The organism is Paenibacillus sp. DP01 (genome assembly GCF_044784315.1).
Lineage (GTDB): Bacteria > Bacillota > Bacilli > Paenibacillales > Paenibacillaceae > Paenibacillus > Paenibacillus polymyxa.
In genome coordinates this window covers 4,412,558-4,426,023 of the sequence record NZ_CP173059.1, presented here as the reverse complement: position 1 = coordinate 4,426,023, position 13,466 = coordinate 4,412,558, and the positions used below count along the sequence as shown (strand labels likewise).

The following is a 13,466-nucleotide window of genomic DNA, read 5'->3' as shown; positions in this document are numbered from 1 at the left end:
ATACAAGAGGTTCAAGAGAGGGGGACAAGCATGAAAAAGTGGATATTTCGCTACCGCTACGATATGGCGGCAATCCTATTGATGCTGGCTGCGATTGTCGCATATCTTGCCCCCATCTATGGATTAGGACAAATCGTATTCAGTGACATTGCCTTTGGAGCCACCTCTCATCGGTATCTGGAGGAAATAACCGGGGTATGGAACGAACGATGGTCTACCTCGACCTTGTTCAATGCTCCACGTATCCTGTACATCTTGCCCTTCTATGGACTTTCACTATTATTTGACGAAAGCGGCCCGGTCTTGCTCAAGTCGTTTATCACAGGCTTGTTATTTGTCTCGGCATTTTCGATGTATGCCTTTGCCAAGCGACTGGTCAGCGTGTATTATTCACCAAGTTTTACGAAAACCCGTATTTTTGCCATCATGGTTGGTTCGTTGTTTTACGCACTGAATCCGTGGGTTATTTTTCGCATCCAGCATATTTATTTGCTCTGTGGGTATAGTTTGTTTCCGTTAATGCTGCGATTCTTTTTCAGTGCGGTGGACCCCAAGTTTCAAATTCAACAAATTAAAAACTATCATCCCCATAAGTTGTATCAGCGGAACTGGATTGACCTGTTCCTGCTGGCTGCAGTATTCACTGTTAGTGCTGCGGCCATTCATTATTTTTTCTTCGGGATGATTTATTTGGGATTGTTCACCATGTTGCTGCTGCTCAAACTGACCTGGACTCATCGTAAAGCCGGGCGCGCCTATTTACAGCCCTTATACAGTAATTTTTTGCGTAAAGGCATGATTTTTGGTGTGTTTTTCGGACTGCTTAGTTTTTACTGGTTGTCCCTGTATGTAGGTAGCATGTTGATGGACGCTCAAGCGTCTCAGCATAATATCAACGTCGTGGATACGTTGTCTCTGTTCAGCCGTAATAGCAGTTTATATAATGTGGGTTATTTACTGAGCTATTGGTGGCCAATGTTCTCCTTTTCCTCACTGCCTGCGATGTTTTATGTAGGTGGGGGATTCTTATTGCTATTGATCGGATACGCGATGGTGACACGTTCACATAAAAATCCGATCATTCTGATCTTCTCGCTCCTTACGCTGTTATTTATGGTTGCAGCGACTGGAACGACATTTCCGTCCATTGCCAAGTGGTTTGTTATTTTGGTTACGAAAACCCCTGTGATTGGTTCGGTTTTCCGTGATCCTAACAAATTTATTGGACTGCTTTCCCTTAATTTCGGTGTGTTGCTGACCTTTGGCGTCATTCAATGTATGGAATGGTTTGGATCATCGCCGCTACAGCGTGTGTATAAAAAGCTGGCGGTTGTTATCGTCGTTTTGTGCCTGGGCGTATATTTTGCTCCCTTGCGTACCCAGTTCATTGAGGGGTACTACAAGCCGGTACAAGTGCCGAAGGCTTATAGTCAAATGGCTGAAAAGCTGACTGACCCAGATCGTTTTGACAGCAAGGCACTGTATTTTCCGATTGCTGATAATATGATTCAAAGCTATAACGGAGTAGCGACGCCCAAATGGAATAAAGGAAAAACGGCAACCGAGAAGGCGACCGGGGATTTTCAGGTATACTCTTCTCCTAAAAATACGATCTTTCATCATGAAGGCAATGATCCCGGTATCACATACTATATGAATTTTCTACAGTATGTTATGGACAACGGACTAAGCTCGCGATTAGGCTGGCTGTTCTCTACCTTTGGGGTCAACCAGCTGGTCTACCATGATGAATATGAAGGACAGGAGAAGCGGCAGGATTTCCACCTGTCTCAGCTGGAAGGTCAGACCGGGTTGAAACGTACGTATAAGAACGATTTGTTTTCCATATTCAATCTTGATCAGACACCGCCCTATATGAATATTCTTGCAAGTAAAATTGTGACACCTTACGGATTTAGCCGACTGGAGAGCTACAGTCATCTGCCTGGTTTTGATTTCAGCCGCTTTGGCGTGCTGTTCAGCGCGTTAAAGCCTGAGTTAAACACCATTCAGACGGTCAACAAGGGGGATTATGTGGAGGCAGCCTCCTTTAATGACTTGCTGTTGTCCCAGCTCCCGGCAGAGGATTACTTGCGGCCTTTTGATGCCATTGAGGATGGTAATGCATTTTTGAAATGGTCAAAAACTTTTGCATCAACCAACGATTGGTTGTGGTATTTATCCTCCCAAAATATACGGAACTTCCCGTTTGATATGGAGATGGATGCAGGGATTGCGGTCACCTTCGCCAGTAAGAAGCTGGATGTGGCACCCTATCAGATGAGCAGTATTGAAGGCAAAACGGTGCTTGATTTTGACTCTATGCTGAGAACGGAAACCTTTTTCAAGCCTGATAATCCACAGTTGTTCAGTGTGCAGGCTAACCCCCGAGAGGAATCGAACGACGTGCCGACTCTGCATGGTGAGATTATGAAGGGAGATCCGAGTAATATATGGCAGGTTGCTAGATCGGGATTGCTAGAAGCCAAGGAAAATAACCCATATCAGTTCCACATCACCGTTTCTGGTCGTGGGACGAACAAAATGCATGTAAAAATGAGGTTTTATGATAAGCAAATGCGTGAGCTGGGGGTTAGCTATGTTGTGGCGCCTTCAGAGGGATATAATTTTGACAGTGTAAAATTTTACGGGGAATACGTCTCGCCGCCTGGAAGCTATTGGATGCGAATGGATTTGTTAACCCTCCAGCGTCCGCAGCAAAAAAATTACTGGTGGATTCACGATATTCAGCTGCGTGATTTGGGGAAATACAGCAAGCCCAACACGTTTACGATGCATAAAAAGATAGAACAGCCTCAAACCTCGCATGTATATGCAAGAGTGTTCATGAATAAGGCAGGCGGGAAATTGCAAGTCACACTGCCGGATGGAGTGGCTAACATCAAGACCCGTGATGAGGGATTAAACCAATTTCATTGGGTTGATTTGGGAGAACATGTTTTTCCAAAGGGAGATAACCCAATCACGGTTAATAACCTGCAAGGCTTTAATGCGGTCAATCAATTTGCGATTGTTCCTGTGGATCAACTGGATCGGTTATCTTTTCCGGTGGAGCAGGCATTGAAGCGGGGTAAGCTCTTTTTTACCTTGGAGGCAGAGAACGATTTTAATGCTCAAGGGAATGTGCAGACGGAACGTGCTTTACCTAGACTTAGTATGGGGCGGGGAATCAGTTACCAAAAAGGGACGTTAAGCAGAGAAGTGGAAGTCGCCAAAACGGGAACCTATGCCACAGCTATTTTGGCTAACTTACCTGCCGGATATGAAGGATCGTTAACCATGAAATGGAAGAATGAAGAGACTGGAGAGGTGCTGACCAGAACGCTTCGTACGGAGGACTCTTATAAGCGATTACCCGCTACCTCTTTATCCGAAAAGAAGGTTATTGAAACGGTGCCCAATCAGGATGGTTTTGCCAAGAAAAGCATACAAATTCCCGGTCTGCTGAACGACTATGGCCGAGTCGAATTTAAAAATCTGTTCTTAACCAAGGGAAAATATCGCTTAACCCTTGTACTGGACAGTCAGGTGCCGTCATTGAGCCATTTTGCAGATATTCATCGAATGGGCGGGCAGGAAGTGATCGTGATGCCTGGGCAGGACACGAAGGAATCATTGAGCACGGATGTTGGTTGTGTAGCAGATATTCGACCTGGCCAGACGGATCTATCCATCAAGGACACAGAACTGTCCATCCGTTACGCACCTAGCTATTCCTGTGATTGGAATATTTATGCGTCCAAAAAAATGAAGGCGGAACCGCTGCAAGAGTATGCCGTGCAGTTGGATGCACGGTCAGAACAAATTGGAAGCCGGCACATGAAGGTCATTTTCTTAAATAAAGCGTCCCAGGTTCTTCAAACCTCCTATATTGATGAGGTGGAGGAGAGAGATAAGGAGCAATGGAATCATTATGACCAGATTGTAAAGGCTCCGGCAGGAACCACCATGATGCAGTTTCAGATTTTAGCGCATGCGCACAAGAAGCAGACGGGCTTATTTCAAATGAAGCAATATTCCATCATCCCTTATCAAGCGATGATTACAGTGGATCAATTTACGCTGTTTGAGGGAACGGATATGGATACCTTTTTTATAGCACCACACGCTGCGGAAAGCATTCAGGCTACTCGTGAAAATTCCATGGAACGTAGTTTTACGCTATATAATCCAATGCATCAGCAAGTGCTGATCCGGGAGACGGAATCACCCAATCCACTATGGGAGTTCAGGCTGGGTAACGAAAATCAGCGAGCGCGTCTATCTGTGAATGGAGTAACTACCGGATTCATAACGAATGGCAGCGGAAACGGTAAGGTTGTCGTTATTCTGGCTTCAGCCTACCGTTTTGGCTGGGTATTGTTTGTCATAGGGATCCTGGGCGGAGCAGCTTGTTTTCTTCCATATCGGCGATGGAATAAGCGGAAAATTCCATAAGAAGCAAGCTGCCCGGAGGGAAACAGGCGCCACAATATGGCTACATCTCGTATTTGTAGCCTCTGCCCCAAACGGTACGGATATGCTGAGGATTTTTAGGATCACGTTCAATTTTTTTGCGGAGGCTGGAGATATGTACGTCGATGGTACGGTCCAGATAAGCGCCATCTCCGCCTTTGACCCGATCCATCAGCTCGCTACGGGTAAAGACTTTCCCTGGATTGCTGGACATCTCTTTTATAATAGAAAATTCGATGTGAGTAACTTCGATTTCCTGGTCATCGACCAACAGGCTATGACGGTAATCATTCACCCAAACTCTTACCTTTTTAAGCTTTTGGGTTATCGTTCGTGATTCAGTGAGCATGTTGCTACCACTGCGGCGCAGCAAGGCTTTGATGCGGGCATTTAGCTCCCTCAGACTGAAAGGTTTGCATAAAAAGTCATCCGCTCCGTCATCCAAAGCCTTTATTCTTATATTCAGCAGGGTGTTATTAGAGATGACGAGCATAGGAACCGTGGTGAATTGACGGATGTGACTGATCAGCTCAGATTCGACTTTACCGGAAAACATTAGAGCGGTCACAATAATGTCCGGCTTAAAGTGCATTAATGTAGGAATTGCGAGTTTACAATCATAGATTAGTTCGGTATGATAGCCTTCCTCCTGAAGATGAAGAGCAATCATATCAGCCAAACTTTTTTGATCTTCAAGGATGAGTATTTTTATAGGCATGACTGACATCTCCTGTACGGACAAAGATACCATTAACATGGCATAACTATGTATGTTCTACGATGATACATACTTATGTATTCGGCAAAAGCACGAAAAGCAAACAGTCCAATAATGTAAGAAAATATGAATTTAGAGGAAGAAGGTTGCATCTTTGCGAATGATTTTATTATCCGGAGGCTCGGGTAAACGTCTATGGCCCTTATCCAATGTGAACCGTCCGAAGCAGTTTCTTTCCATCCTACGTCATGACGAACGGCCGGAAAGCATGCTGCAACGGATATGGAGGCAGTTGGATGAGGCGAATTTGGCAGATCAAGCCTATTTTTCTACGAGTGGAACTCAGGTCGAACTGATTCAGGGACAAATTGGTGGAGACGCTGTAGTGATTGAGGAGCCGACTCAGCGGGATACCTTCCCGGCCATTTCCTTGGCTACCGCTTACTTACATGACATTGCAGGTGCATCACGTGACGAGATCGTGGGGGTCATGCCGGTGGATGGCTATGCGGGGGATGAATTTTTCGAGCATCTGCGCAGGCTTCCTTCCATATTAGAGCAATCAGGAAGCCATATCGCGTTGATGGGGGCTGTCCCAACGGAGCCCTCAGATAAATATGGATATATTGTGCCTTCAGCTCCTTTACTTGACCAGGAATATTATAGGGTGAGTTCATTTGTAGAAAAGCCCGATCTGATTCGATCTGAAGCCTTGATCCGTGAAGGAGCCTTATGGAACTGCGGAGTGTTTGCTTTTAGACTCGGCTTTTTATTGGATGTGCTGGCGCAAATGAGTTTACCAGCCGATTATAAAACACTTTCGACAAATTACGCAGACTTGCCTAAAACCAGCTTTGATATTGCGGTAGTAGAGCACACTCGTAAGCTCTCCGTGCTCCCATATCATGGAGAGTGGAGGGACTTGGGAACGTGGGATTCGTTGGTGCGGGAAGTAAGTTCAAAGCTAAGCGGTCCCGGATATATTTCGGAAGCATCACATGACTCGCATATCATCAATGAACTGGAAATTCCGGTTAGCATCTGGAATGTCCCAAACATTATTGTTGTTGCTGGGCCGGATGGCGTGCTGGTTACGGATCGACAATCATCAACAGGAATTAAGGATATGGTGGCAGAAATTGAAATTGGACCGCGTTTTGAGGAGCGATTCTGGGGTAAGCAAACGGTCTTGTCCCATCAACAAGCGGCAAGCGGGTTACAAACGGTCACCAAACGTGTTGTCATTTCGAACGGGAGATTTATCAGCTATCATGAGCATCAGTTCCGAAAAGAGGTTTGGACCATTGTTTCAGGAACCGGAAGCGTCTGTATCAATGGGATGACACAGACAGTCAGCCCTGGTATGGTCATCGTTGTAGAACCTGGTACCAAGCATTTTATAGGTGCAGTAGAGGGAGATTTGGAACTCATTGAGTCACAAATCGGACATATCGTAACCGAAACGGATATTATTCGATATGAATTTCCCGATTCGATTGATGCTCGAACTGTATAATGCGCCTGCAATATAGGAACGGATGGGTATAAACAAGGCTTATCCGAAGCGAGTGAAGAGAGCTAGGAACTATTTTTAATCAGCTTGATGATTTGGACATTCTTAATAAAAGGTATTCATGCGTTGTTCGCTTGAATACCTTTTTTGCATGAACAACTCTATTATTCTCAATGAAATGGATAAAAAAGAGGCTTATAAAATGAGTTTTTTGGAGGTTAGCCATTCTTTTACGGCATCTGTACTGAGATCTCTTTTTGGCGTCCATTCTATTTTATCCACCAGCTTGCCGTTCCTGAATTCTGCAATCGTGGGGGTGTATTTTACGTTGTAATCTGCTTTGAACTTATTCCATTGGGATTTGTCCTTATGGATTTTGTGAACGTTTAAAAAAGTAATTTTGGAGCCCAGATTATACTGTTCAATCATCTTGTTAAAGTTAGGCTCAAACCGATTGCAGTCGCCACAACTGGGTCTGCCAACATAGACAAATACACTTTGATCCTGCTGAATCAATTGTTTAAAACCATCCATTGTAACCGCATTCAAGTGGTCATATATTTCGGGGTAATTGCTTTTGCTCGCTTGGATCTCTTTATCTTTCTGCTGAACTACCTGCTCCAGGTCTTGAAATTTAACTACAGCTGAAATAGCGATACCAATGATAAGCAACACAATGACACTTAACCCGGCGATATATCCTTTTTTCACAGAAATCCTCCTTTTTTTACAATCTCAAACTTACAATATATGATATTTCCATTTTTCGCTGTAACACTTGTCTCATGATGTATAAAAAAAGAAGCTTTCCATTAGGAAAGCTTCTTTTAGTCTGAAAGTTAAACGTTAGACTACAACGGTCAACAAGTAATCCTCACGCTTCACTTCCGTTTCCATGGTGTTCAGTACATCCAGGTATTGAGCGGAATTGGTTACGATGATCGGCGTAGTCGTTGTATAGCCTGCCGCTTTAATTTGTTCGATATCAAATTCAAGCAACAACTGTCCTTGCTTCACCACATCACCCTCTTTGACGCGTTTGTCAAAGAATTGTCCTTTCAGCTTCACTGTATTAACACCAACGTGAATCAAAATTTCTGCTCCGTCATTGGAAGTAATACCGATGGCATGTCCGGTCGGGAATACTGTTGTAATCGTTCCGTTAACCGGAGAAGTCAGCACACCCTCTGTAGGATCGATCAAGATTCCTTTTCCCATAGCGCCTGAAGCAAAAGCAACATCAGAAGATTGTTCCAATGACAGCACTTTACCTTGCAGCGGACTTACGAGGATTTCCTTTTCGATGGCTACTTCTTTTTTTACGGGTGCTGTTTCTGTTTTTGCAGCTACTTCTTTTGGATCATCAAAGCCCAAAATCATAGCCAATACAACTGCAAGTAAAAAGGCAACGAGTAAGCCGATAACAACCCACAAGAACCCAGCTCCAAAATAAGTTGGCAACGCCAGTAAACTAGGCAGGGAGAAGGATTTTGCAGTTGCTCCGCCGGAAGCGATAATCGCGCCCCCAATACCACCAGAAATACAAGCATAGATGAAAGGCTTTTTCAATTTCAAAGTTACACCATAAATTGTAGGTTCAGTAATCCCGAATACAGCTGCCAGTGTAGAAGAACCAGCCAAAGCTTTCATTTGAGTATTTCGTGATTTCAGGAATACCCCCAGTGTTGCACCTGCTTGAGAAAGTACGGCTGCTGTAAGCATTGGAAGCATCGTGTCATAACCCAATGTTTGAATATTGGACAGCATAATAGGAACGAAGCCCCAGTGTACGCCGAAAATAACAAATACTTGCCAGAATGCCCCAGCAACAGCTCCGGCAATCAATGGGCTTAAATTGTACACCCATGTAAAACCGTTCGCCAAGCCTTGACTGATCAGGTTACCGACTGGACCAAAGGCCAAAAACGTCAACGGAACAACAACTAGCAGTGATAGCATAGGGACGATAATGTTTTTAACCGATTGATGAACAAAGGAATTAAACCAACGTTCCACATAGGACTGTACCCATACCGCGAGAATAATTGGGATTACGCTGGAACTATATTTTATCAGAATGATTGGAATCCCGAGAAAAGCCAGTTTTGCCGGATGGTCCACCGCTGCAATAACATCCGGGTAGACGAGGGCTCCAGCAACTGCGACCGATACAAAAGCATTCGTCTTAAATTTACGGGACGATGTAATAGCTAGGAATATAGGCAAGAAATAAAACACGCTGTCCGAAGCGGCGTTCAGAATGAGATACGTACCGCTTGCAGTATCAATCCAATGGAGCGACGCAATTAAGGCCATAATCCCTTTGAGCAAACCAGCTCCGGCAAGAGCACCCAAGAGAGGTGAGAAAATGCTGGAAATGATATCGACCGCTTTGCCAAGAAAATTCGTTTTTTCGGAAGATTCTTCTTTTTTCGCATTTGGATTATCTGCATCCTGCAGATTTGTTTCTGCCATCATATGCTCAAAGACCTGACCTACATTGTTACCAATGACCACTTGGAACTGGCCACTGCTTTCCACCACTGTAATGACACCAGGTGTTGCTTCCAGTGCAGCTTTGTCTGCTTTTGTGCGATCTTTTAATTTAAATCTCAAGCGTGTAGCGCAATGGAATACCGAATTGACATTCTCTTCGCCGCCAACGAGAGTCACTATTTTTTTGGATAGCTCTTTATCACTCATGTTCAGAACTCCTTAAGTGTTATTCTTGCTACTGATAGGATTTACCGTTTACATTTGTTGCTGAGATGCGCCGGCGTGCATCTTTTTTAACCTTGTAAACAAGAAAAACCTAAACTCGTGGTGAAAACTGCGCACTCCTCCTATAAGGGAACGTCGATTTCACCATCAGTTTAGGTTTTGCCTGCCTTACCAGTCACAATCCATGAACCATGAGGATATAAAGTTTTTAGCCTGATATGTTATTACGCTCAGTTACCCGATGAATGTGAATCGTTAGATATACATACTCATCTTTGCTTAAATATTGATCATATGTTTTTTCCAGATACTCATTAATTTTTTGGGCACAAGCAAAAGCCTCGGTATATGTTTGCTTTACCTGGTTGTACAAAAATTCTTCACCACTGTGAATAACCTCTTTGCGAATCACTCGCATTGCAAAATATTGCAAATGGGTCAAAAATCTCGAATAGCTAAAAGAAGACTCATCCAGCACAATCCCGTAATGATACGTAATAATATTCAATATGTGTTGGACAATCTCAGTCATTTTTAGTGTAGCCTTCATTTCGTTACCGTCGATCCGCGCATTCACCATATGCAAAGCGATAAATCCCGCTTCGTCTTCGCCCAATTTTACACCGAGCGTATTTTCAATTTTTTGTAGAGCATCCAGCCCAACTGCAAATTCTTTTTTGTAAAAGCGTTTAATTTCATACAGCATCGCGTTTTTGAGTGCCAATCCTTTTTCTTCCCGCTGTATGGCAAAATGAATATGGTCGGTCAATGTTAAATAAATGTTATCACTTAACTCCGTATCCAGCACTTCGGCTGCATGGGTCACGATTTCATTCACGACCTCCAGATGAGACACAGGAATATCGTTTAGCAGCTCAGTTAGTCTGGCCGTGAACTCGTTTTCATTTAACATGAAAATCTTATCTATTTTATGATCATCGACTTGGTCCCCAGCCACCTTTTTGAAGGAAATACCTCTTCCCATGACGATGACCTCTTTGCCTTTATCGTTTTTAGTCAACAGGACGTTGTTATTGAGCACCTTCTCAATAATCATTGAAGTTCCCCCTCCCATCCTTTACCAATAAAAAATGCCCAAGCACAATTCAACACTATTGTTAGCAATAGCACTCAATTGAACTCAGGCATTGCCCGCATCACCGGTCACAATCCTTCGATATAGTGCTATTGTAGCACAAAAAAAAGCGATTTCAACATATTTTATTCTCTTTCGACAAAAAATATTTCAAATCAAGGCCCATTTGCCTAATTTGCAAGTCAATTGTGCCCTTAAGTGGTCGTACGCTCAATGAGACTGTATTCTAGCGAATGAAGCTCCATTTGGCGTCCAATCAGCTGAGGGGAAAGCATGAAAAAGGCATTTTCCGCCTGAGCCATAATGGGATTTTGAACCGTTGTAATCCCCATGGTGTGCGCCAGCTCCGTGTTATCAAACCCAACAATCGCCAGATCTTCCGGTACCCTCAGCAATTGTCTGCGCGCTTCGCAGAGAATACCCACTGCTACATAATCGTTAGCACACAAGATAGCCTCCGGAAATTCCTCCCGATGCTGTAACAAATTGCGCACGACCTGTTCGCCATCACGAATGTTATAAATAGAAGAATAGTTCCAGTGTGGCAGCATCGGCAGATTGTGTTCACTCATGATCTGCTCATAGGCTCGTTGTCTGCTGTGAGTATTGATGCTGCTTGGACGACCAAAAGCATTGGCTATACGTGTATAGCCTTTTTGTATCAAATGTTTTAATGCTAACATGTATCCTTCATACTGGTCCATAGCGACGGAGCGAATATCAGTATGCTCCATTCGTTGCCATGCCACGATCGGTCCATATTTGCAATAGGTACTCAAAAAATCAGTGTCATTCACGCAGGAAATGATGACCAGCGCATCGACTCTTTTTCTTTTTAAATCCTCGAAAGCTTGAAGCTCTTTCTTTTTGTCTTCTCCCGAAGTATAAATAATGGTTTGGAATTCATATTGGCCTGCGATTTCCACAAAGCTGTCCAGAAATGCCAGCACAATTTCATTGATAGTTGAAGTGATGATACCAATCTGAAGCGTCTGACCCTTGGATAGAGAGATCGCATTCCGATTAGGAACATAATCTAATTCCTGCATGATTTTTAAAATTTTAGCTCTAGTTTCGTGACTTACATGGGGGGACTGATTTAACACTCTGGAAACCGTAGCTTTGGAAAAGCCTGCCAGTTTTGCAATTTGATCAAGATTCGACATGATGCTTCTCCTCACCTAAGAAAAAAATACTTGACATGAAACGCGTTACAACAATTAGGATGCTTTATGAGGGCATTACGTCTATTTTAAAGCATCTGTCGATGCATTTCAAAGGAGAACGGTTACCGTTAGTTATGGATTCGCATTGCAGCACCTGACGGGTTACTGACTAAAGTGAAAACATTAAATTAAGGAAAGAGGTTTTCATACCATGACGAAGACGCTAAAAGGATTCCCGAAAAACTTCCTCTGGGGCGGGGCAACTGCAGCCAACCAATTGGAAGGTGCTTTTGACGTAGATGGAAAAGGTCTGTCCAGCGCAGACATGATAGCCTATGTACCTAAATCAGAACGTAAGAACGATCATGCTATAGAAATTTCGTCCGAACGACTGGAGGACATCTTGGCAGGGAAGGTAAACGCCCGTTTTCCAAAGCGTGAAGGTGTGGACTTTTACCACCACTACAAAGAAGATATTGCCTTGTTTGCAGAAATGGGCTTTAAAGTATTCCGGATGTCCATCCACTGGTCGCGGATTTTCCCGAATGGATATGATGCCGAGCCGAATGAAGCGGGATTGCAATTCTACGACAATGTATTCGATGAGCTGCGCAAGTATGGTATTGAGCCTTTGGTAACACTGTCGCATTATGAAACACCGCTAGGTCTGACACAGAAGTATAATGGCTGGTTGGGACGCGAAGTCGTGGATCATTACGTAAAATATGCCGAAACGGTATTTACACGCTATAAGGATAAAGTAAAATACTGGCTGACCTTTAACGAAATTAATGTCATGACTATGAGCCCGTTTACAGGCGGAGGTGTGGTTATTGACCGTGTAGAAAACAAGCAACAAGCGATATATCAAGCATTGCACCATCAATTTGTAGCAAGTGCATTGGCGACCAAACGGGGACATGAGATCATTCCGGGTGCTCAGATCGGCTGTATGCTGGCCCGCATTGAAAGCTACCCACATACGTGTAACCCAGAAGATATCCTGAAAGCACAGCATGAAAATCAAATGAACCTGTTCTTTACGGATGTGCATGCTCGTGGGGGATATCCCAACTATATGAACCGCTATTTTGAAGAAAATAATATTGTGATCCAGACAGAACCCGGCGATGCCGAAATTTTGAAAAATAACACGGTCGATTTTATCTCATTTAGTTACTATATGACCTTGACCGTATCGGCAGGGCCAGAAGGCGAAAAGGCAGCAGGGAACCTGATAGGCGGTGTGAAAAATCCGTATCTGCAGTCTTCCGACTGGGGATGGCAGATCGATCCGATCGGCCTGCGTGTTACACTGAATACGTTTTATGATCGCTATCAAAAGCCACTGTTCATCGTGGAAAATGGCCTGGGTGCGTATGATAAGGTAGAAGAAGACGGCTCTGTGCATGACACGTATCGCATTGATTACTTGCGTCAGCATATTGCCCAAATGAAGGAAGCGATTGCTGACGGTGTTGATCTGATTGGTTACACCAGCTGGGGACCTATCGACCTTGTGAGCATGTCTACGTCCGAAATGTCCAAGCGCTACGGATTTATTTACGTTGATCTGGATGATGACGGTAACGGAACGCTTCAACGCTCCAAAAAGGACTCATTTAACTGGTATAAAAATGTGATAGCAACCAACGGTGAAGAATTATAATTCCATATCGTTTTGGCGGGTACAGCAGAGAAAATCCTCAGGATGCAATCTGCTGTACCCGCTTTTTGTATAGACACTCTATTGATTCTTTCAGAGGGCTTCACAAA

The 13,466-nt window shown here is 43.9% G+C and carries 8 protein-coding genes; 3 read left to right on the top strand and 5 right to left on the bottom strand.

The features are described from left to right. Positions 1-30 precede the first annotated feature (30 nt). A complete protein-coding gene (locus ACH59B_RS19350; RefSeq protein WP_263560757.1) occupies positions 31-4,458 on the top strand; it encodes a nucleoporin NDC1 in 4,428 nt (1,475 codons plus the stop codon). Positions 4,459-4,498: 40 nt separating this feature from the next. On the opposite strand, the gene ACH59B_RS19345 is transcribed toward ACH59B_RS19350, so the two are convergent. Then, positions 4,499-5,194 carry a response regulator transcription factor gene (locus ACH59B_RS19345; RefSeq protein WP_016818602.1) on the bottom strand — a complete coding sequence of 232 codons (696 nt, stop codon included), beginning with the start codon at positions 5,192-5,194 and terminating at the stop codon, positions 4,499-4,501. 160 nt (positions 5,195-5,354) lie between these two features. Here ACH59B_RS19345 and ACH59B_RS19340 point away from each other — a divergent pair, with 160 nt between their 5' ends. Then, positions 5,355-6,710 (top strand): sugar phosphate nucleotidyltransferase, encoded by a 1,356-nt coding sequence (locus ACH59B_RS19340; RefSeq protein WP_263560756.1) that lies wholly within the window; start codon positions 5,355-5,357, stop codon positions 6,708-6,710. Positions 6,711-6,902: 192 nt separating this feature from the next. Here the strand turns inward: ACH59B_RS19340 and ACH59B_RS19335 are convergent, their stop codons facing one another. The 4 genes from ACH59B_RS19335 to ACH59B_RS19320 all read right to left on the bottom strand — a co-directional run bounded on the left by ACH59B_RS19335 (position 6,903) and on the right by ACH59B_RS19320 (position 11,690). After that, a complete protein-coding gene (locus ACH59B_RS19335) occupies positions 6,903-7,418 on the bottom strand; it encodes a thioredoxin family protein (RefSeq protein ID WP_016818604.1) in 516 nt (171 codons plus the stop codon). A 135-nt stretch (positions 7,419-7,553) separates the two neighbouring features. Beyond that, a complete protein-coding gene (locus ACH59B_RS19330; protein WP_404302417.1) occupies positions 7,554-9,410 on the bottom strand; it encodes a beta-glucoside-specific PTS transporter subunit IIABC in 1,857 nt (618 codons plus the stop codon). A 226-nt stretch (positions 9,411-9,636) separates the two neighbouring features. After that, the gene (licT, locus tag ACH59B_RS19325; protein ID WP_016818607.1) at positions 9,637-10,485 is read right to left on the bottom strand and encodes a BglG family transcription antiterminator LicT; all 849 of its coding nucleotides are present in this window, start codon (positions 10,483-10,485) and stop codon (positions 9,637-9,639) included. A 233-nt stretch (positions 10,486-10,718) separates the two neighbouring features. Further along, the gene (locus tag ACH59B_RS19320) at positions 10,719-11,690 is read right to left on the bottom strand and encodes a LacI family DNA-binding transcriptional regulator (RefSeq protein ID WP_404302415.1); all 972 of its coding nucleotides are present in this window, start codon (positions 11,688-11,690) and stop codon (positions 10,719-10,721) included. 211 nt (positions 11,691-11,901) lie between these two features. Here ACH59B_RS19320 and ACH59B_RS19315 point away from each other — a divergent pair, with 211 nt between their 5' ends. Then, complete coding sequence (locus ACH59B_RS19315; protein ID WP_404302413.1) at positions 11,902-13,359, top strand: glycoside hydrolase family 1 protein; 1,458 nt, start codon at positions 11,902-11,904, stop codon at positions 13,357-13,359. Positions 13,360-13,466: the final 107 nt, after the last annotated feature.

Coding starts and splice junctions, on each gene's coding strand:
- ACH59B_RS19330 (WP_404302417.1), bottom strand. CDS start 9,410: ATGAGTGATAAAGAGCTATCCAAAAAAATAGTGACTCTCGTTGGCGGC.
- ACH59B_RS19345 (WP_016818602.1), bottom strand. CDS start 5,194: ATGCCTATAAAAATACTCATCCTTGAAGATCAAAAAAGTTTGGCTGAT.
- ACH59B_RS19315 (WP_404302413.1), top strand. CDS start 11,902: ATGACGAAGACGCTAAAAGGATTCCCGAAAAACTTCCTCTGGGGCGGG.
- ACH59B_RS19340 (WP_263560756.1), top strand. CDS start 5,355: ATGATTTTATTATCCGGAGGCTCGGGTAAACGTCTATGGCCCTTATCC.
- ACH59B_RS19320 (WP_404302415.1), bottom strand. CDS start 11,690: ATGTCGAATCTTGATCAAATTGCAAAACTGGCAGGCTTTTCCAAAGCT.
- licT (WP_016818607.1), bottom strand. CDS start 10,485: ATGATTATTGAGAAGGTGCTCAATAACAACGTCCTGTTGACTAAAAAC.
- ACH59B_RS19350 (WP_263560757.1), top strand. CDS start 31: ATGAAAAAGTGGATATTTCGCTACCGCTACGATATGGCGGCAATCCTA.